The organism is Methylocystis rosea (assembly GCF_003855495.1).
GTDB lineage: Bacteria > Pseudomonadota > Alphaproteobacteria > Rhizobiales > Beijerinckiaceae > Methylocystis > Methylocystis rosea_A.
Map to the genome: position 1 here is coordinate 836,255 of NZ_CP034086.1, position 18,072 is coordinate 854,326.

General features: G+C 63.2%; 17 protein-coding genes and 1 tRNA gene. 13 read left to right on the forward strand and 5 right to left on the reverse strand.

Annotated features, from left to right (window positions below):
* Positions 1 to 119 precede the first annotated feature (119 nt).
* The 3 genes from EHO51_RS03865 (at position 120) to EHO51_RS03875 (ending at position 1,347) form a co-directional block, all read left to right on the forward strand.
* A tRNA-Val gene (locus EHO51_RS03865) sits at positions 120 to 194 on the forward strand.
* Between the two features lie 180 nt (positions 195 to 374).
* On the forward strand, positions 375 to 851 hold the full coding sequence (locus EHO51_RS03870) for a DUF805 domain-containing protein (protein WP_124737782.1): 477 nt from the start codon (positions 375 to 377) through the stop codon (positions 849 to 851).
* 217 nt (positions 852 to 1,068) lie between these two features.
* Positions 1,069 to 1,347 carry a hypothetical protein gene (locus EHO51_RS03875; RefSeq protein WP_029651216.1) on the forward strand — a complete coding sequence of 93 codons (279 nt, stop codon included), beginning with the start codon at positions 1,069 to 1,071 and terminating at the stop codon, positions 1,345 to 1,347.
* 59 nt (positions 1,348 to 1,406) lie between these two features.
* Here EHO51_RS03875 and EHO51_RS03880 read toward each other — a convergent pair whose 3' ends face one another.
* Entirely contained in the window at positions 1,407 to 1,604 is a 198-nt protein-coding gene (locus tag EHO51_RS03880) for a hypothetical protein (RefSeq protein ID WP_124737783.1), read from the reverse strand.
* A 243-nt stretch (positions 1,605 to 1,847) separates the two neighbouring features.
* Here EHO51_RS03880 and EHO51_RS03885 point away from each other — a divergent pair, with 243 nt between their 5' ends.
* The 9 genes from EHO51_RS03885 to EHO51_RS03925 all read left to right on the forward strand — a co-directional run bounded on the left by EHO51_RS03885 (position 1,848) and on the right by EHO51_RS03925 (position 10,989).
* Positions 1,848 to 3,371, forward strand: a complete 1,524-nt coding sequence (locus EHO51_RS03885; protein ID WP_124737784.1) for a PLP-dependent aminotransferase family protein — start codon at positions 1,848 to 1,850, stop codon at positions 3,369 to 3,371.
* A 241-nt stretch (positions 3,372 to 3,612) separates the two neighbouring features.
* Entirely contained in the window at positions 3,613 to 4,842 is a 1,230-nt protein-coding gene (locus EHO51_RS03890; protein WP_124737785.1) for an MFS transporter, read from the forward strand.
* Positions 4,843 to 5,001: 159 nt separating this feature from the next.
* Positions 5,002 to 5,727, forward strand: coding sequence for an outer membrane protein (locus EHO51_RS03895; protein ID WP_124737786.1), 726 nt, complete (start codon positions 5,002 to 5,004; stop codon positions 5,725 to 5,727).
* A 162-nt stretch (positions 5,728 to 5,889) separates the two neighbouring features.
* A complete protein-coding gene (sdhC, locus tag EHO51_RS03900; RefSeq protein ID WP_124737787.1) occupies positions 5,890 to 6,297 on the forward strand; it encodes a succinate dehydrogenase, cytochrome b556 subunit in 408 nt (135 codons plus the stop codon).
* Between the two features lie 13 nt (positions 6,298 to 6,310).
* A complete protein-coding gene (sdhD, locus tag EHO51_RS03905; protein WP_124737788.1) occupies positions 6,311 to 6,706 on the forward strand; it encodes a succinate dehydrogenase, hydrophobic membrane anchor protein in 396 nt (131 codons plus the stop codon).
* Positions 6,707 to 6,851: 145 nt separating this feature from the next.
* Positions 6,852 to 8,684: a succinate dehydrogenase flavoprotein subunit gene (gene sdhA, locus EHO51_RS03910; RefSeq protein WP_124737789.1), complete on the forward strand. Its 1,833-nt coding sequence runs from the start codon at positions 6,852 to 6,854 to the stop codon at positions 8,682 to 8,684.
* A gap of 1 nt (position 8,685) precedes the next feature.
* Positions 8,686 to 9,474 carry a succinate dehydrogenase iron-sulfur subunit gene (locus EHO51_RS03915; protein ID WP_124737790.1) on the forward strand — a complete coding sequence of 263 codons (789 nt, stop codon included), beginning with the start codon at positions 8,686 to 8,688 and terminating at the stop codon, positions 9,472 to 9,474.
* Between the two features lie 70 nt (positions 9,475 to 9,544).
* Positions 9,545 to 9,919 (forward strand): hypothetical protein, encoded by a 375-nt coding sequence (locus tag EHO51_RS03920; protein WP_124737791.1) that lies wholly within the window; start codon positions 9,545 to 9,547, stop codon positions 9,917 to 9,919.
* 35 nt (positions 9,920 to 9,954) lie between these two features.
* Entirely contained in the window at positions 9,955 to 10,989 is a 1,035-nt protein-coding gene (locus EHO51_RS03925) for an aspartate-semialdehyde dehydrogenase (protein WP_124737792.1), read from the forward strand.
* Positions 10,990 to 11,072: 83 nt separating this feature from the next.
* On the opposite strand, the gene EHO51_RS03930 is transcribed toward EHO51_RS03925, so the two are convergent.
* The 3 genes from EHO51_RS03930 to EHO51_RS03940 all read right to left on the reverse strand — a co-directional run bounded on the left by EHO51_RS03930 (position 11,073) and on the right by EHO51_RS03940 (position 15,456).
* On the reverse strand, positions 11,073 to 11,978 hold the full coding sequence (locus EHO51_RS03930) for an outer-membrane lipoprotein carrier protein LolA (RefSeq protein WP_124737793.1): 906 nt from the start codon (positions 11,976 to 11,978) through the stop codon (positions 11,073 to 11,075).
* A 69-nt stretch (positions 11,979 to 12,047) separates the two neighbouring features.
* Positions 12,048 to 14,528, reverse strand: coding sequence for an FtsK/SpoIIIE family DNA translocase (locus EHO51_RS03935; RefSeq protein ID WP_124737794.1), 2,481 nt, complete (start codon positions 14,526 to 14,528; stop codon positions 12,048 to 12,050).
* Between the two features lie 82 nt (positions 14,529 to 14,610).
* Entirely contained in the window at positions 14,611 to 15,456 is an 846-nt protein-coding gene (locus tag EHO51_RS03940) for a YihY/virulence factor BrkB family protein (RefSeq protein ID WP_124737795.1), read from the reverse strand.
* A gap of 35 nt (positions 15,457 to 15,491) precedes the next feature.
* On the opposite strand from EHO51_RS03940, the gene EHO51_RS03945 reads away from it, so the two are divergent.
* Entirely contained in the window at positions 15,492 to 15,926 is a 435-nt protein-coding gene (locus tag EHO51_RS03945) for a lysozyme inhibitor LprI family protein (protein WP_245434732.1), read from the forward strand.
* A gap of 10 nt (positions 15,927 to 15,936) precedes the next feature.
* Here EHO51_RS03945 and uvrC read toward each other — a convergent pair whose 3' ends face one another.
* Complete coding sequence (uvrC, locus tag EHO51_RS03950) at positions 15,937 to 17,922, reverse strand: excinuclease ABC subunit UvrC (protein WP_124737796.1); 1,986 nt, start codon at positions 17,920 to 17,922, stop codon at positions 15,937 to 15,939.
* Between the last annotated feature and the right edge of the window lie 150 nt (positions 17,923 to 18,072).

Consider the following 18,072-nt stretch of genomic DNA (forward strand, 5'->3'; position numbering starts at 1 on the left):
GGAACGTCAATTCTTTCCGTGACTTGCGGTCGAGGCTGATTCCCAAGGTCGCAGGCAAAGCCCGCTTGCGCCTCGCCGCGTACGTCAGTATAGACGGGCGCTCCGGCCCACGGGCCTGGGGGCGCGTAGCTCAGCGGGAGAGCACTACGTTGACATCGTAGGGGTCACAGGTTCAATCCCTGTCGCGCCCACCATTTAAGATCAATGTCATTCTTTAAAGGAAATAGGCGTGAGGCGCGGCCCTAGTTTCCTGGGTGGCCGGCGCTCTCGCGCAGGATAATTCGAGAGACGGACAAGCTGTCGTCATTAGGTATCGCTAAATAAGCATCGTTTTAAAATAGAAGGCGGGCTACTGATAGGAGTGAATTTTACAAATGGGTTCTTTTTCCGAAAATCTTGCGAGTTATCTCTCGCCTAAAGGACGTCTTAGCAGAAGTGCCTATTTGCGAATAAGTATGAGACTTGTATTTGTTACCCTCGCTTTGATCGTTATTGCTATCTTCCTAGCAGCGCACGGGCTTCGCTATGGAGCCTTTGTTACTGCTGCTGCGTGTGGATTAGTGCTCATTTCAAGCTTGGGCACATTCGTTAGGCGGCTCCATGACCGTGGTTTGTCCGGGTGGTTCGCCGCCGTCTCCTTAGGAATTCCAGTATTCAGCCGAGCGCTTGAAGACTTTAAATCAACACCGCTCTACGTCATCGTTTTTGTGCTTGCGCTGATACAGCTGTGGTTATTGCTCGAAACCGTTTTCAGGCGAGGGCAAACTGGTTCAAATCGCTACGGGCCCGACCCCTATGGAAGCGATGAGATGATAGAGTTCCCAAGGCCGCTGCGAGAGAATTCGTTCTAGGATTGAATTGTCATGGGGATCGTTCCGACGTCACTATGATGATTGGATCGCGGTATTCTCTTTGGATCGGCGTCTGGCTGATTTTTCAACCGCAAGCGTCGCGGAGTGTGTGGTCCTATCGATCGTTTGGCGAACTGCTTCGCCAGTCTCGATTGCCTTAGATTGTCTCCCCGCCCATAGCTGCTCTCGCCCTGACGGGGCGAAAGCGGAGGAGACCATGGACCTGCCTGCGATTGACCCGCTGATCGGAATTGGCGTCGCCGTCTCGACCGCCATCACCGACGCGGTCTATGTGTTCTTCAACGCCGCCGTGTCGGAGCGTCGGCGCGTCGCCGCCGCGAGCTGGAGCAGCATCTGGTATCTGCTCTCGGCCTTTGCGGTGATCAGCTATACGTCGAACTGGGCCTATGTGGCGTTCGCGGCGGTGGGCGCCTGGATCGGCGGCTTCTTGTCCATCACCGTGCTGAACCGTCTCGTGCCCCTGCGCAAACCATAGGAATTCAGCGTAAAAAAAAACGCCGCTCGCGCGGCGCAGAGGAGCAATATGTCACGCGCTTAATCGCGAACGATCTGAGTGCGGTCCTGGATCAGCAGGGGCAGGCGCTTGGCCGAGGCGCTGGCGACGCTCATTTCCTGCCTGCTGTGGGCGACCCCGCGGGTCTTTTGCTCGTGGTTGACGTTGGTGGCGAGGCCCAGGGCGAGAAAACCAACCCAAAACGCGAGGGGCACGAAGCGCGAGTTCGAAAACGACATTTTAGTCTCCCTCGATTTTTCTTGGCGCCTCTGATTGGTCAACTGCAGCTTTCCCCAATGTGCGTCCAAGTAAAAGCGCCAGGAGCAAGCAACCTGATGGCGCCAGATCGAAACAGTTCTCCTCTCTGGCTGGCGTGCTAGTTAGCAATGGGCTCGAAAGTTGGCGCCAATGCTTACGTTCCCTGTGGACCTATGCGCGCGGGTTAGAAGCGCATTAGCTTCCGCCCAGGGGAGATTGCAGCGATGACCTTTACGACCACGGATCGTCCGACGCCCATCGTCAAGAGCGGGCATGTGCAACTGTCGATCATTCTGGCTGAGTCAGACAAGAACACTCTGCAGAACCAGATCTTCGACCAGATCCGGTCGATGATCCTCAACGGCCAGCTCAGATGCGACGACCCGATGCCGACCACGCGCGAGCTGAGCAGCCAGCTTGGCGTCTCGCGCAACACGGCCGTGCTGGCCTATGAGCGGCTGATCGCCGAAGGCTATATCCGCACGAAGCCATATGTCGGCACCTTCGTTTCGCCGGATCTGCCGGACACGGCGTTTCTGTCGGCCGATCACCGCGCGCCGCAGAAGGAAGAGCAGGGCGCTGCGGAAGATGTCCCGCCGGCCTGTGGAACGTTGCGCACCCATCGCCTCGCCGATCCGGAGCGCCGTCGTCTCGTCGCCGATTTCTGGGTGGGCCGGCCCGATGCGCGTTCGTTCCCGCTCAAGGCCTGGTCGCATCACATCAAGAATCGGTTGAAGGCGGTCGGCTCCAATCTCACGAGCTACAATGACGCCGCAGGACTGATGGAGCTGCGGCGCGCCGTCGCCAAACATCTCGCGCCGGCGCGCGGCGTCGTCGCAGATCCCGAGCAGATCGTTATCGTCGGCGGCTGCCAGGACGGCTTCAATCTGGTCGGCCGGCTGCTCGTGACCCCGGGGTCAACCGCAGTGGTCGAATCGCCCTGCTATCAGGGCGCGGCCTTCGTGCTCGAAAGCCTTGGGGCGACGCTTTATCCCGTGCCCGTGGACCAGGACGGGCTCGACGTGTCGCGGCTGCCGAAAACCAGGGGCGCCGTCGCCTATGTGACGCCGTCGCATCAATATCCGATTGGCGTGACCATGAGCCTGCAGCGGCGGCTCGAGCTTCTCGCCTGGGCGACGCAGTACGACGCCTACATTATGGAAGACGACTATGACAGCGACTTCCGTTTTGTCGGTTCGCCGTTGACGGCGCTGAAGGGGCTCGATCGCAACGAGCGCGTCATCTATCTCGGCACATTTTCCAAGTGCATGGGGCCCGGCCTGCGGCTCGGCTACGTCGTGCTGCCCCGCCGTCTCGCCGAAGCCGGGCGGCGCATGAAAATGTTGATGAACAATGGCCAGAGCTGGCTGGAACAGGCGGCGATGGCGGATTTCATGTCGAGCGGCGAGTTCGGGCGCCATTTGCGGCGCATCCGCCAGCTTTATCGCGATCGGCGCGACGCGCTGCTGGGCGCGCTGCGGAATCATTTCGGCGCCTGCGAGATCTACGGCGACCAGGCCGGCATGCATCTCGTCTGGAAGCTGCCGGACGGGTTTCCGGACGCCGCCGAGGTGGAGAAGAAGGGCCTTGCCGTCGGCGTTGGCGTTTGTTCGCTGGCGACGGGCTCGGCGCTGCGCTTCGACGACAATGACGGTGGCGACCGGCTGCTGATGCTCGGCTTCGTCGCGCTCACCGAAAAAGAAATCGAGACTGGAATCGCGCGGCTGGCGCAGGCGCTGAAGGCGTAGCGCGCGCCAACCCTCTCCCGTCGGGAGAGGGTGGCTGCGGAGCAGCCGGGTGAGGGGTTTCCGCTTCCCGCGAGTTTGCGTATTGCGATGAAGGGAATCTCTTTCGGCTAGTCATTACGAGGCTATAACCCCTCACCCCGGTCCTTCGGACCGACCCTCTCCCAAAGGGAGAGGGTCGTCGCGCGCTTGTTCTAACTCCCTGCCTATGAGAGAGGGTTGGCGCGCGTTTGTTCGAGGCGTCATGAATAGTTTCATCAGCGCTTCCCGTCTGCGCGCCATACCGTCCGGCGTCTGGGCGCTCGGGCTCGTCTCGCTGCTCATGGATTTCTCTTCCGAGATGATCCATGCGCTGCTGCCGATCTATCTTGTCGGCGGCGCGATGGGCGCCTCGATGGCGGAAGTCGGAATCATCGAAGGCGTCGCCGAAGCGACCGCCTCGATCGTGAAAATCTTTTCGGGCGCGCTATCGGACTGGTTCGGACGCCGCAAGCAGCTGGCGATCATCGGCTATGGGCTTGCGGCGCTCACCAAGCCGATGTTCCCGCTGGCGCCGAATGTGGCCTGGATCATGGCCGCCCGTTTCATCGATCGCGTCGGCAAGGGCATACGCGGCGCCCCGCGCGATGCGCTCGTCGCCGATATCGCGCCGGCCTCGATTCGCGGCGCGGCCTTCGGACTTCGCCAGTCGCTCGACACGATCGGCGCCTTTCTCGGGCCGGCGGTCGCGGTCGCCGCGATGTGGTTCTCAGCCAACAGCATCCCCTTCGTGTTCTGGATCGCGACGATTCCGGCGGGTCTCGCCGTTGTGGTCCTGGCGCTCGGCGTGCGCGAGCCGGAAGCCTCCCGCCCGCCGCGGCCGGCGCGTTTTCCGCTGCATATCGATGAAGTCCGTCGGCTCGGCGGCCCCTTCTGGATCGTTGTGGCGATCGGCGTCGTCTTCAGTCTGGCGCGTTTTTCCGAGGCTTTTCTGATCCTGAAGGCGCGCGACGTCGGACTGCCGGTGGCGCTCGCGCCGCTGGCGCTCGTGGCGATGAACGTCGTCTATGCCGGCGCTTCCTATCCCGTCGGCGTCTTCTCGGATCGCGGCGACAGAAAAACGCCGCTGATGGCGGGCCTTGTCACGCTGATCGCCGCCGACGCCGCCTTGGCGGTCGCCGATCATATGCCGCTCGTGTGGCTTGGCGTGGCGCTTTGGGGTCTGCATATGGGTCTTACCCAGGGACTTCTCGCCGCGCTCGTCGCCGACGTCGCGCCGGCGGCGTTACGCGGCTCGGCCTTCGGCGTTTTCAACCTGGCAAGCGGGGTCGCGCTACTTGCGGCCAGCGCCGGCGCCGGAGCGCTCTGGGACGCCTTTGGGTCCGCGTCCGCCTTCTGGGCGGGCGCGCTCTTGGCGTCGCTGGCGCTCGTCGGGCTCGCGGCCGGCGGTGGTCGGATCGGCCGGTCCCCAGGCCGGGGTGAGCTGGCGCGTTAACAACTTCAGGGCGGAATTCAGGCCGGTTAAGGGATGGCTAAGCATGTCAATTAAACATTGAAAATGAACGATAAATTATCGCAATTGCGCCATTGTTGATCATTCATTTCAGAACTGGCGGGGGCGCTGGCGTTTCAAGAACGCACCATTGAGGGACCAATGAAAAAACGAGCTTTCGGCGTCGCCGTCGCGGCTTGCCTCTCCGTCCTGTCGGCGTCGGCCGCAGACCTGCCTTCGCGCAAAGAGCCGCCGCCGGTCTATTATCCGCCGCCGCCAATCTTCACCTGGACCGGGGTCTACGCCGGTCTCAATCTTGGCGGCGGGTGGCTTGATCGATACGACTATGGACATTGGCTGGCGCCCTCGAGCGCGTCGAACAGTGGCGGCGTCGTCGGCGGCGCCCAGATCGGCTACAATTATCAGCTGACCCCGCTCTTCGTCGTCGGTCTCGAAACCGATTTTCAAGGATCAAGCGTCGGCGGCGGCGGCAATCAGGGGTGGGGCGCAACGCGCAGCGTCGACTGGTTCGGCACAGTGCGCGGGCGCGCGGGCGTGTCGTTGCTGAACGCGCAGCTGCTCCTGTACGGCACCGGCGGCTTCGCCTATGGCGACCTGCGTCTCAACTACGGGTGGCTTGGCTCTCAGGCCCGCGTGGGAACCGGGTGGACGGCGGGCGGAGGGCTCGAATACGCCTTCCTCCCGAACTGGTCGGCGAAGGTCGAATATCTCTACACAAACATCGGCGCGAATTACGACTCTATCTACGTTGCGCCGTTCATCGTCGAATCCCAGCAGCGCGCGCATCTCAATACTGTGCGCGCCGGCGTCAATTATCGCTTTAACTGGCTCCTTGCGCCTCCCGGCCCGCCAATGGCCGCCTACTGAACGCGAACGCCACAAGGATGAGCGACAAAAGCCCCGGAGACGGGGCTTTTGCATATGTGGCCGTCGAAGGCGCCGCCCGCGTAGTTGCGGCGCCGCAACATTTGAACTATCTGCTTTGGAAGCGTTCCGAGAAGAAATCGGCCGCATGCGAGAGGGTTCTACATGGCAGACGCCGACACTGACGGGCTCGCCGCGCGGCGGCCGCTGTCGCCGCATCTGACGGTCTTCAAGCCCATCCTGACGATGATGATGTCGATCGCGCATCGAATCACCGGGGCGGGGCTTTACGTCGGCATGGCGCTTCTGGCGCTATTCCTGCTCGGCGCCGCGGTTGGCGGCGGCGCTTTCTCCGCCGTTTCCTGGATTGGGTCGGGCTTCATCGGCAATCTGCTGGTGCTGATGATCGTTTGGGCGATTTTCCACCATCTGCTCGGCGGCGTGCGTCACGCGCTCTGGGACCGCGGGCTTTACATGGACGCGAAAGGGCGGGAACTGCTGGCGCAGGGGACGCTCGTTGGCGGCATCCTGTTGACGCTGCTCGTCTTCATCTTCAAGACGCTGGCGAGCTGAGCGGAGCGAACTCATGACGGTTGCGACAAGGTTCAAGAGCGGTCGAACCGGACCCGGCGACGCCTATGTCTCCGACCATAGCGGTTCGCCTCACGCACGCTTCATGCGGTTGACGTCTTATGCGCTGGTCCCGCTTGGCGTGTTAAGCGCCTGGTGGATTCTTGGACTTGCCGGCAAGTCGCTCGAGGGCGTGCGCGCCGAAATCGGCAGACCGTTTCCCGCACTCGTGCTTCTTGCGTTCGGCGTGGTCGGCATGATCCATGCGCGACAAGGCATGGACGACATCATCGAAGATTACGTGCACGACAAAGTGTTGAAGGCGCAGGCGATCGTCGCCAACACATGGGCGTCGCGCGCCATCGCAGTGATCTGGGTCCTCGCGATCCTCCTCATCGCTGCGCCGAAGTAGTCGGACGATGCAATCCACGGACGTCGACGTGACAGGCGAGAGCAGGAAGCAGCGCGACGTCGCTGCTTTGATCGCAATGATCCCGTCCTGTGACGACGCAGCGACGCTGCGCGCGGCGCGAATGAGATTCGAGAAGGCTTGATCAATGGTTGCAAAGGGTCCTGCATCAAATGTGTCGGTGGGCGGTCGCGCCTATGCGATCGTCGACCACACCTTTGACGTCGTCGTCGTCGGCGCGGGCGGATCGGGCCTTCGCGCCGTCGTCGGCTGCGCCGAGGCGGGACTGAACGTCGCCTGCGTCACCAAGGTCTTTCCAACCCGCTCGCACACCGTGGCGGCGCAGGGCGGCATCGCCGCCGCGCTCGGCAACATGGGGCCGGACAATTGGAAATGGCACATGTACGACACCGTCAAAGGCTCCGACTGGCTCGGCGACCAGGACGCCATCGAATATATGTGCCGCAACGCCCCGCCCGCCGTTTATGAGCTGGAGCATTGGGGCGTCCCCTTCTCGCGCACGATCGAAGGGACGATCTACCAGCGTCCGTTCGGCGGGATGACGACGGACTTCGGCAACGGCCCGCCGGCGCAGCGCACATGCGCGGCCGCCGATCGCACCGGCCACGCGATGCTGCATACGATGTATGGACAGGCGCTGAAGCTGGACACGAAGTTCTTCGTCGAATTTTTCGCGCTCGACCTCATCATGGATCAGGACGGCGCCTGTCGGGGCGTCGTGTGCCTGAAGATCGATGACGGAACGATCCATCGTTTTCGCGCCGCGCTCACCGTGCTCGCGACCGGCGGCTATGGCCGCGCCTATCTCTCAGCGACGTCTGCCCACACCTGCACTGGCGACGGCAACGCCATGGTGCTGCGCGCGGGGCTGCCGCTGCAGGACATGGAGTTCGTGCAGTTTCATCCGACCGGGATCTATGGCGCGGGCTGCCTGATCACTGAAGGCGCGCGCGGCGAAGGCGGCTATCTGACGAACAGCGAAGGCGAGCGCTTCATGGAGCGCTACGCGCCTTCAGTGAAGGATCTCGCGCCGCGCGACATGGTTTCGCGCGCCATCACCGTCGAGGTTCGCGAGGGCCGCGGCGTCGGCAAGAATCAAGATCACGCCTATCTGCATCTCGAGCATCTCGATCCGCAGATTCTGCACGAGCGGCTGCCGGGCATCTCAGAAAGCGCGAAAATTTTCGCCGGCGTCGACGTGACGCGCCAGCCGATCCCGATCATTCCAACCGTGCATTACAACATGGGCGGCATACCGACGAATTATCACGGCGAGGCGTTGCGCAAGCGCGACGGCAATCCCGACGAGGTGGTGCCAGGTCTGATGGCGCTTGGCGAAGCGGCCTGCGTTTCCGTGCATGGCGCCAATCGCCTCGGCTCAAATTCGCTTATTGATCTCGTCGTCTTCGGCCGCGCCGCGGCGCAGCGCGCCGCCGAACTCATCAAGCCCAACGATACGCAGCCGGAGCTCCCCGCGAATTCGGCCGATCTCGCGCTATCGCGTCTCGATTTTTTCCGCAACGCCAACGGCGGGACATCGACCGCCACATTGCGCGACAGGATGCAGCGCACGATGCAGTCGCACTGCGCCGTCTATCGCACCGGCGAGGTCCTCGCCGAAGGCGTCGAACAGATTAACGCCGTCTGGCGCGACGGCGCCGACGTCAAGATCACCGATCGCTCCCTGATCTGGAACTCCGATCTCGTCGAGACGCTGGAATACGACAACCTTATCGTGCAGGCCGTCACGACGATGGAAAGCGCCGCCAACCGCACCGAATCGCGCGGCGCGCACGCGCGCGAGGATTTTCCTAGTCGCGATGACAAGAACTGGATGAAGCATACGCTCGCGACGATCGATCGCGAGAGGAAGACCACCTCCATCGATTATCGCCCGGTGCACAGCTACACGATGACGAATGAGGTGGCCTACATCGAGCCGAAGGCGCGGGTGTATTAAGATGGTCGAATTCACCCTCCCCAAGAACTCCGTCGTCGCCGAAGGCAAAACCTGGCCTAAGCCCGAAGGGGCCGAGCGCCTGCGCGAATTGCGCATTTATCGATGGGATCCCGACGACGGCGCAAATCCGCGCATCGACACTTATTTCATCGACGCCGACGATTGCGGGCCGATGGTTCTCGACGCGCTGATCTGGATCAAGAACCGAATCGATCCGACGCTGGCCTTCCGTCGCTCGTGCCGCGAAGGCATCTGCGGCTCCTGCTCGATGAATATCGGCGGGCTGAACACGCTCGCCTGCACCAAGGGCATGGATGAAATCGACGGCGCGATCAAAATCTATCCGCTGCCGCATATGGCCGTGGTCAAAGACCTCGTGCCGGATCTGACGATCTTCTATGAACAATATGCCGCGATCCAACCTTGGCTGCGCGCCGGACCCGACCCCGAGAAGGAGCGGCTGCAGTCGCCGGAGCAGCGCGCCAAGCTCGACGGGCTCTATGAATGCATCCTGTGCGCCTGCTGCTCGACGGCCTGTCCGAGCTATTGGTGGAACGCCGACAAGTTTCTTGGTCCCGCAGCGCTGCTCCAGGCGTTCCGTTGGGTGCAGGACTCGCGCGATGATGCGACGACGGATCGAATCTCCTATGTGGACGACGTCTTCCGCCTCTATCGCTGCCACACGATCATGAATTGCACCCAGGTCTGCCCGAAGGGTCTATCGCCGGCGAAGGCGATCGCTGAGCTTAAAAACATGGCCATCGCCCAGGACGAAGCGGAGTCGCGCTGAGCGCGGGGCCGCCTTGATCCCGCCGCGCCGCCGGTTTAGGACGGACCAAACGTCTTGGGAGATCTGCGTCATGTCGACCAGCGCTCGTCGTAGTTGCGCTTCGCTTATCATTGCCGCCTGCCTGATCGCCGGCCCTCAGGCCGCCTCGGCGCAGCAGCTTCAGGTCGATCCCGGAGCGCTGGACGCTTCGGGTTCTGTCACGACGCAGCCGAAGGCCAAGAAAGCGAAGGCGCAGCAATCCCCGCGCGCCGGCGCCGGCCAGCAGCAGCAGCAAGGCGGCGGCAGCCGCCAGTTTGGCGAGCTTGAGGGATGGTCCACCGGCAAGGCGGCGCCCCCCGGAGGAAAGCAGAAGGAGAAGGAAGACGAGACGCCGAACTCGCCGAACGGGAAATTGCCTATTGGCGTTTCGCCGTCGGGAAATATGTCGGTCGGTCTTCCCTTCTGAAATCTTAGCGCCGGGATTGCCGGCTGGAGTTGATCATGGCGTATAAGGTTGCGGTCGTCGGCGCTACGGGCAACGTAGGCCGCGAGATGCTCGATATTCTCGCCGAGCGCCGCTTCCCCGTTTCGGAGGTCGTTGCGCTGGCGTCGCCGCGCTCGATTGGCACAGAGGTCTCCTTCGGCGACAGGACGCTGAAGTGCAAGGTGCTCGACTCCTACGATTTCTCCGACGTCGATATTTGTCTCATGTCGGCGGGCGGCTCCGTCGCGAAGGAATGGGCGCCCAGGATCGGCGCGCAGGGCTGCGTCGTCATCGACAATTCTTCGGCCTGGCGCATGGACCCCGATGTGCCGTTGGTCGTGCCGGAAGTGAACGCCGCCGCCGCGGCGGGATTTTCCAAAAAGAACATCATCGCCAATCCCAACTGCTCGACGGCGCAGCTCGTCGTCGCGCTGAAGCCCTTGCACGACGCGGCGACGATCAAGCGCGTCGTGGTCTCGACCTATCAATCGGTCTCCGGCGCGGGCAAGGAGGGCATGGACGAACTCTTCGCGCAGACCCGTTCGGTGTTCGTCGCCAACCCTGTCGAAGCGAAGAAATTTCCCAAGCGCATCGCCTTCAATCTCATTCCGCAGATCGACGTCTTCATGGAGGACGGCTTCACCAAGGAAGAGTGGAAGATGGTCGCGGAGACAAAGAAGATTCTAGATCCCAAGATCAAGCTTGTCGCCACCTGCGTGCGCGTGCCGGTCTTCATCGGCCATTCGGAAGCGGTGAACATCGAATTCGAAAAGCCGATTTCGGCGGACGAGGCGCGTAACATTTTGCGCGCGGCGCCCGGCGTGCTGGTGATCGACAAGCACGAAGCCGGCGGCTACATCACGCCGCATGAAGCGGCGGGCGAAGACGCCACCTATGTCTCGCGCATCCGCACCGACCCGACCGTCGATAATGGGCTGGTTCTGTGGTGCGTTTCCGACAATCTGCGCAAGGGCGCGGCGCTCAACGCCATTCAGATCGCGGAAGTCCTGATGAACCGCAAGCTGCTCGCGCCTAAGAAAAAAGCGGCGTAACGCCCGAAGGCGTCACCACCGCTAGATAGGCCGAGCGCCAGCGCCAACAGGGCGATCGCGGCCGAAAGCGAATCGCCGACGGCTTATTTGTTGATCTTGAACAGCGTCGGATCCGGCACCTTCGCCTGGTCGATGTTGAAGATCGAGATCAAGGTCTCATAGCCTTGCGGGTCCTTCACCTCCCATTGCTTCAATTTGAAGGTCTTGGGGTCGAAGATCAGACGCACGTGCGAAGTGCCGCCGAAGGTCGCCTTGTCCTCGATAGAGACGGTGACGCCGGAATCGTCGATTTTCACATCTTCGACGATGACGTCCTTTTCGAGGTCGATCTTGTCCTTCATCAGGAATTTGAGCGGCGTCTGGGTGATGAAGTAGAGATCCTGCGTATTGAGCTTGCGGTCGCGCACCGCGACCTGCGCGCCATCGGCCACGACTTCCATCGTCGCCGGCTGGGCGTATTCGAAACGCACCCGGCCGGCGCGCTGAACGTGAAGCTTGCCTTCCGAACGCTTGCCGTCGCCGCCGATCTGCACGAAATCGGCGGTCATCACCGGCGAAGCGTTGAAAAATGCGTTGGCGCGCTTGAGCGCTTCGGCGCGGGTGAGCGGCTTCTCCGGCTCCGGCGCGGGCGGCGGCGCGATCGTGGCGGCGGCAGAGGAGGGGGAGGACCCCTGCGCGGATGGCTTGGCGCCCTTCTTCCCGGCTGACGAGGGGTCCACAGGCTTCGCCTCGCCGGGCTTGGCAGGCGCGGGCTTGACCGTCACGGCCTTGGCGTCGACGCTCTTCTCGTCCTCAGGCTTGACCTCAGCCGATTTCGACCTTGCTTCCGCGGGACTGGCTTGAGCGGGCTTCGCCTCCGCTGCTTTATTCTCGGCGACCGCCGGAGCGCTTCCCTGAGATGGCGGCGCCGCGCGCGCGATCGTCGCAGCGGCGGCCGGGTCGGCGAATGAAAGCGCGGCGAGCAGGGCGGCAAAGTGAACGTATGTCACGGCGGGTTCCGATTCTGGGGAAGCTGTCGCCGTCTTCCTAGCATAAGTTGGCGGAATTGGGGGCGAAGCCTACTCCGCCGCCTCGATATCGAAGGCGCCGCGATCGATGCCGCCGCCGACCAGAATTTCGCGCTTTCCGGCGTGGTTAGGAGCGGAGACGACGCCTTCCTGCTCCATGCGTTCGACAAGCGAAGCGGCCTTGTTGTAGCCGACCGAGAGGCGGCGCTGGATGTAGCTCGTCGAGCACTTCTTGTCGCGCAGCACGATGTTGACGGCGCGGTCGTAAAGGTCGCCGCCTTCCTCCGCGTCCATCGAGCCGGGCAGGGGCGCTTCGCCGTCTTCGCCAACATCGTCCTCGGCGGTGATGGCGTCGAGATATTGCGGCGCGCCTTGCGTCTTCACATGCGCGACGATGTCTTCGACTTCGCGGTCGGACACGAAAGGCCCATGCACGCGCGAAATGCGGCCGCCGCCCGCCATGTAGAGCATGTCGCCTTGGCCGAGCAGCTGCTCGGCGCCCTGTTCGCCCAGGATCGTGCGGCTGTCGATCTTTGAGGTCACCTGGAAGGAGATGCGCGTCGGGAAATTCGCTTTGATCGTGCCGGTGATGACGTCGACGGAGGGGCGCTGCGTCGCCATGATCAGATGGATGCCGGCGGCGCGCGCCATCTGCGCCAGTCTCTGGATCGCGCCCTCGATGTCCTTGCCGGCGACGAGCATGAGATCCGCCATCTCGTCGACGATCACGACGATATAAGGCAGCGTGGAGAGCGTCATCTCCTCATGCTCGAAGATCGCCTCGCCGGTCTCGCGATCGAAGCCCGTCTGCACCGTGCGGGTGATCGTCTCGCCCTTGGCCTGCGCGTCGGCGACGCGGACATTGTAGCCGTCGATGTTGCGCACGCCGAGCTTCGACATTTTCTTGTAGCGATCCTCCATCTCGCGCACCGCCCATTTGAGCGCCACGACCGCCTTTTTCGGGTCGGTGACGACGGGGGTCAGCAGATGGGGAATGTTGTCGTAGACGGAGAGCTCCAGCATCTTCGGATCGACCATGATGAGCCGGCACTCTTCGGGCTTCAGCCGATAGAGCAGCGACAGGATCATGGTGTTGATCGCGACCGACTTGCCGGAGCCAGTGGTGCCGGCGACCAAGAGATGCGGCATGCGGGCGAGGTCGACGATCACCGGCTCGCCGCCGATCGTCTTGCCAAGCGCGATGGCGAGCTTGTGGTTGGAGCGGACGAAATCCTCGCAGGCGATGAGTTCGCGCAAATAGACCATCTCACGACGCTGGTTCGGCAGTTCGATGCCGATGGCGTTGCGCCCCGACACGACCGCGACGCGGGCGGAGATGGCGGACATCGAGCGGGCGATGTCGTCGGCGAGGCCGATGACCCGCGAACTCTTGATGCCGGGCGCCGGCTCCAGCTCATAGAGCGTGACCACCGGCCCGGGGCGGACGTTGATGATGTCGCCCTTGACGGAAAAATCCTCGAGCACGCCCTCAAGCAGACGCGCGTTGTGCTCGAGCGCCTCCTGCGGGAGCTTGACGCCGCTCGCCTGCTTCTTCGGCTCGGCGAGAAGGGTCAGGGGCGGCGTCTCATAGCGCGTATTGAAGCGGGGCTGCGCGGCGCGGGCAGGCGCACGCGTCCTGCGGGGCGCAGGCGCGGGCTGGGAGACCGCGGGTTCAAAGGGCGGCTCGTCGAGATCTTGGGCTCCCGACGACGCAAAGCCGGGAAAAACGTCCAGATCCTCGAAGGTCGGCTCGACGCGCGGATAGCGCGGCGGCGGCGGCCGGTCCGTCGTGGCGGCGCGACGTCTGAATCTTGCGGCGGCGCGCAGCATCCAGGCCTTCAGCGCCAGTCCAAGATGAATCAGCGCGCCGAGCGAGATCAACGCGACGCCAGGTTCACCGCCGGCGTCGTCGTCATCGTCGGCGCCAGGACGAATCTTCGCGTCATCTTCAGAGGAACGGCTGCGCATATCCGCTTCGGACTCGAAGCCCAGCCCCGCCGCGCCGGTCACGGCGAGGATCGCGACGAGAGCGGCGCCGGCGCCAAAGAGCGCGGTCAGGACGCCGGAGCCGGCAAAGATCAGCCGTGGAACGGTCAGGATGGCGTCGCCGGCGACGCCGCCGAGGCCGGTGGGCAGCGGCCAGCGGTTGGTCGCGGGCAAAAGCGATGCGGTCGCGGCGGTTGCGAAAACGCCAAGGACACAGAGGCCGACGCGCAGCATCACGCGGCCGATTCGGCGCCGCCGCATGAGACGCAGTCCCTGGGTGGCGATCGGCACGATGGCGGCGATGGCGCCGAAGCCGACGAGCTGCATCAATAGATCGGAGACGATCGCGCCCGGTCCGCCGAGCAGATTGCGGACGTGGCCCGAGGTCGCGTGGTTGAGCGAAGGATCGCGGGCGGACCAGCTGACGAGCGCCAGTGTGAGGGCGGCGGCGCTCACGAGCAAGGCGGCGCCCAGGATTTCCGCCAGCCTGCGCGCCGCAAACTCGCGAAGCTGCTCGGTAAAATGGCCCCTTGCATGGCTGCGCATATGAGGAGAAGCCTCGCTTGATCGCAGCGCCGCCAACGGCGCGCGGATGCGGGCAGCGTAAAAAATCTCGGTTAAGGTGCGCTTAACCCTGGTTTTCTGGGCTGTTGCCGCCCGTCGCGACCGTCTGATTGAGTTCGGCGCCATAGATGAAGATCGCCGCCAGCATCTGGAGAAAAACGATGGCGATCACGATCGAGGCGAGGCCGGCGTAGGTCGAAACATAGCTGCCGGCGAATCTCGCGAGATAGGCGCCGAAGCCGGCGCCGAGCGCGAGCGACGCGATCAGCGTCAGCGCGATGCCTGGCCCGATGAAGGTCAGGTTGCGCCGCTCCGCGGGCAAAAATTTATGAGCCGCATACAGGGCAATGGCCAACAGGGCGGTGGTGACGCCATAGCGCACCGGCGCGTAAAGGGGCTGAAGATCCTGCACGAGGGCGGGGATGTAGCGTTCGGCGATCGCGCGCGCGAGAGGCCCCAGCACGAGCAGAATAGCGACGGCGAGGAGCGCGGCCGCGCCGAGAAAGACATAAAGAATTGATTCGAGGCGCGTCAGCCACCAGGGGCGCTTGTCCTTGAGGTCATAGGCGCGGTTCAGCGCGACGCGCAGCGCTTCCACGCCGGTAGAGGAGAAATATATGGCGAAGATCGCGCCCAGCGTCAGCAGCCCGCCGCGCGGCTGCGTCAGCACATTGCTGATCTCCCGGGAAATCGGACCGGCCACATCCGGGGGCCATGTGTCGAAGAGCAGTTTTCTCGCGGCGTCCGCTTCCTGACCCAAGCCGAAAAAGCCGGCGAGCGCCGTCAGAAAGATGAGAAACGGAAACATCGAAGTCAGGATTGCGAGCGCGATATAGCTCGTGACCGCCCAGCCGTCGTCGCGGTCAAACTTGAGATAGGCGTGATAAAAGATTCGAAAAAGCTTTCGCATGACAACCCATGATAGCGTGCCAACTGGGAATAGCGATGGCGCAAGGGAGTGATCGGTCGGTGAAAACCTATCTTTTACGACGTTTCAGCGCCATCAGCGCGGCGTTTGTGTTTCTGTATGGGTCGAGCTCGGCGCTCGCAAAGGACTGCAGCCGCCTCGACACGCAGACCGCAATGAATTTGTGCGAGGGCGACAATTTCAAACAGGCGGACGCGGAACTCAACGTCGTTTACGCAAAGCTGCTGAAGAAGATCAGCGCGGCAGGCCAGCCGAAACTGCGGGAGGCGCAGAACTCCTGGATCAAATACCGGGATGCGCAATGCGCCTTTGAGACTCTGGGGACGATCGACGGCAGCATTCACAGCATGGTCGCGGCGCAATGTCTCGCGGATGTGACCGAGCAGCAGACGAAACGGTTGCAGCATCAGCTCACCTGCCAAGAAGGCGACGTCTCCTGCGGCGGCCAGTAGCGCGCTGGCGTTACTCGCGCTGGAAATGCTCATAGACGAGCCGCGCCGTCGTCTTGTTGACGCCGGGAACCTTCTCCAGATCCGAAAGCGCCGCCCTTGACACCGCTTTCGCCGACCCAAACGCCAGGAGCAGCGCGCGTTTGCGTGATGGCCCGACGCCGGCGATCTCATCCAGCGGATTCTTGGTGAATTCCTTTTTGCGCCGCGCGCGATGCGTGCCGATCGCGAAACGATGCGCTTCGTCGCGCAGGCGCTGCACAAAGTAGAGCGCCGGATCGTGCGGCGGCAGGCGAAACGGCTCGCGGCCTTCGACGAAGAATGTTTCGCGCCCGGCGTTGCGGTCGGCGCCCTTGGCGATCGACGCGATCGCCACCCCTTCGACTCCGAGTTCGCGCAAGACGTCGCGCGCCACGTCGAATTGGCCACGTCCGCCGTCGATCAGAATAAGATCGGGCTTGGCCGGAAAAGCCTCGCGATCCTGCTCCGTTTCTCCATCCTTGGCGAGCCGCGCGAACCGGCGGGTGAGCACCTCGCGCATCATGCCGAAGTCGTCCCCCGGCGTGATCTCCGCGCTTCTGATGTTGAAGGTGCGGTAGTGGGCTTTCATGAATCCGGCGGGCCCCGCGACGATCATCGCGCCGATCGCCTGCGCGCCGCCGATGTGGGAATTGTCGTAGACCTCAATACGCCGCGGCGCCGAGACGAGACCAAAGGCCTGGCCGAGCGCTCCGAGCAGGCGCTGCTGGCTTGCGTCTTCGGCAAGCTTGCGGCCGAGCGCTTGCCGCGCGTTCTGAAGCGCGTGGTCCACGAGTTCGCGTTTCTCGCCGCGCTGCGGCGCGAGCACCTCGACGCGGCGGCCAAGCCGCGCGGTCAAGGCTTCTTCGAGCAACTCGTCGTCCTCGATCGGGTGCGAGAGAAAAACGCAGCGCGCCGAAGGGTGCTCCTGATAGAATTGCGCGAGAAAGGCGTCGAGAACTTCGGACTCGGACAGCGACGCGTCGGCGCGCGGGAAGTAGGAGCGATTGCCCCAGTTCTGATAGGCGCGAAAGAAGAACGCTTCGACGCAGAAGCGTCCGGCGTCCTTGGCGATGGCGAAGACGTCGGCTTCTTCGACGCTGCGCGGATTGATCCCCTGCGCGCCTTGAACGGCTGAAAGCGCCGATATTCGGTCGCGCAGCCGCGCCGCGCGCTCGAACTCCAGCCGCTCGGAGGCTTCGGTCATTTCGCGCGCCAGCTGTTCGCGGACGTTGCGACTTTTGCCAGAGAGGAAATCCCGCGCCTCCCGCACGAGCTCGGCGTACTCCTCCATGGAGATTTCGCCGGTGCACGGGCCCGAACAGCGTTTGATCTGATAGAGCAGGCACGGACGCGTGCGATTGTCGAAAAAGCTTTGCGAGCAGGATCGCAAGAGAAATGCGCGCTCCAGGGCGTTCAGCGCCCGATTGACCGCCCAGACGCTGGCGAAGGGACCGAAATAGTCTCCTTTGCGCGCGCGGGCGCCTCGGTGCTTGAGGATCTGCGGCGCGTCATGATCCATGGCGATCAAAATGTAAGGGAAGGATTTATCGTCGCGCATCAGCACGTTGAAGCGCGGCTTCAACTGCTTGATGAGATTGGCTTCCAAAAGCAGCGCGTCGGTTTCGGTCTCGACCGAGATGAACACCATCGTCGTCGTCGCCGAGATCATCCGCGCGATGCGGTTCACATGGCCTGCGAGACGCGTATAGCTTGCGACGCGCTTGCGCACGTTTTTCGCCTTGCCGACGTAGAGCACCTCGCCGCTTTCGGCGATCATGCGATAGACGCCGGGGCCGTTCGGCGCGTGCCGCCAATGCTTCTTGATGACGTCGACGCCGCGCTTGACGCTTTCGGGCGTCTCGGGCGCTTCGGCTCCCGAATCGCACAGCTCCGCCTCTGCCTCCGCCGCGACCTCGGGCGCATCAAAGACATCGTCTTCTTCAGGGGGGAGATCGCGCGGATTTGCGTGAGCGGTCATTCACCTAGATCTATTCGCCGCCGGCCGCGATGGAAAGACTCGCTGGAGGCGGCCGCCCGGACCAAAGTTCTGTGTAGAACCTCGAGCCAGCGCGCATTTCCCCGGCGCCCCGCCTTGCGCCCGCCTGACCGTCTGGCCACAGTCCGGCAA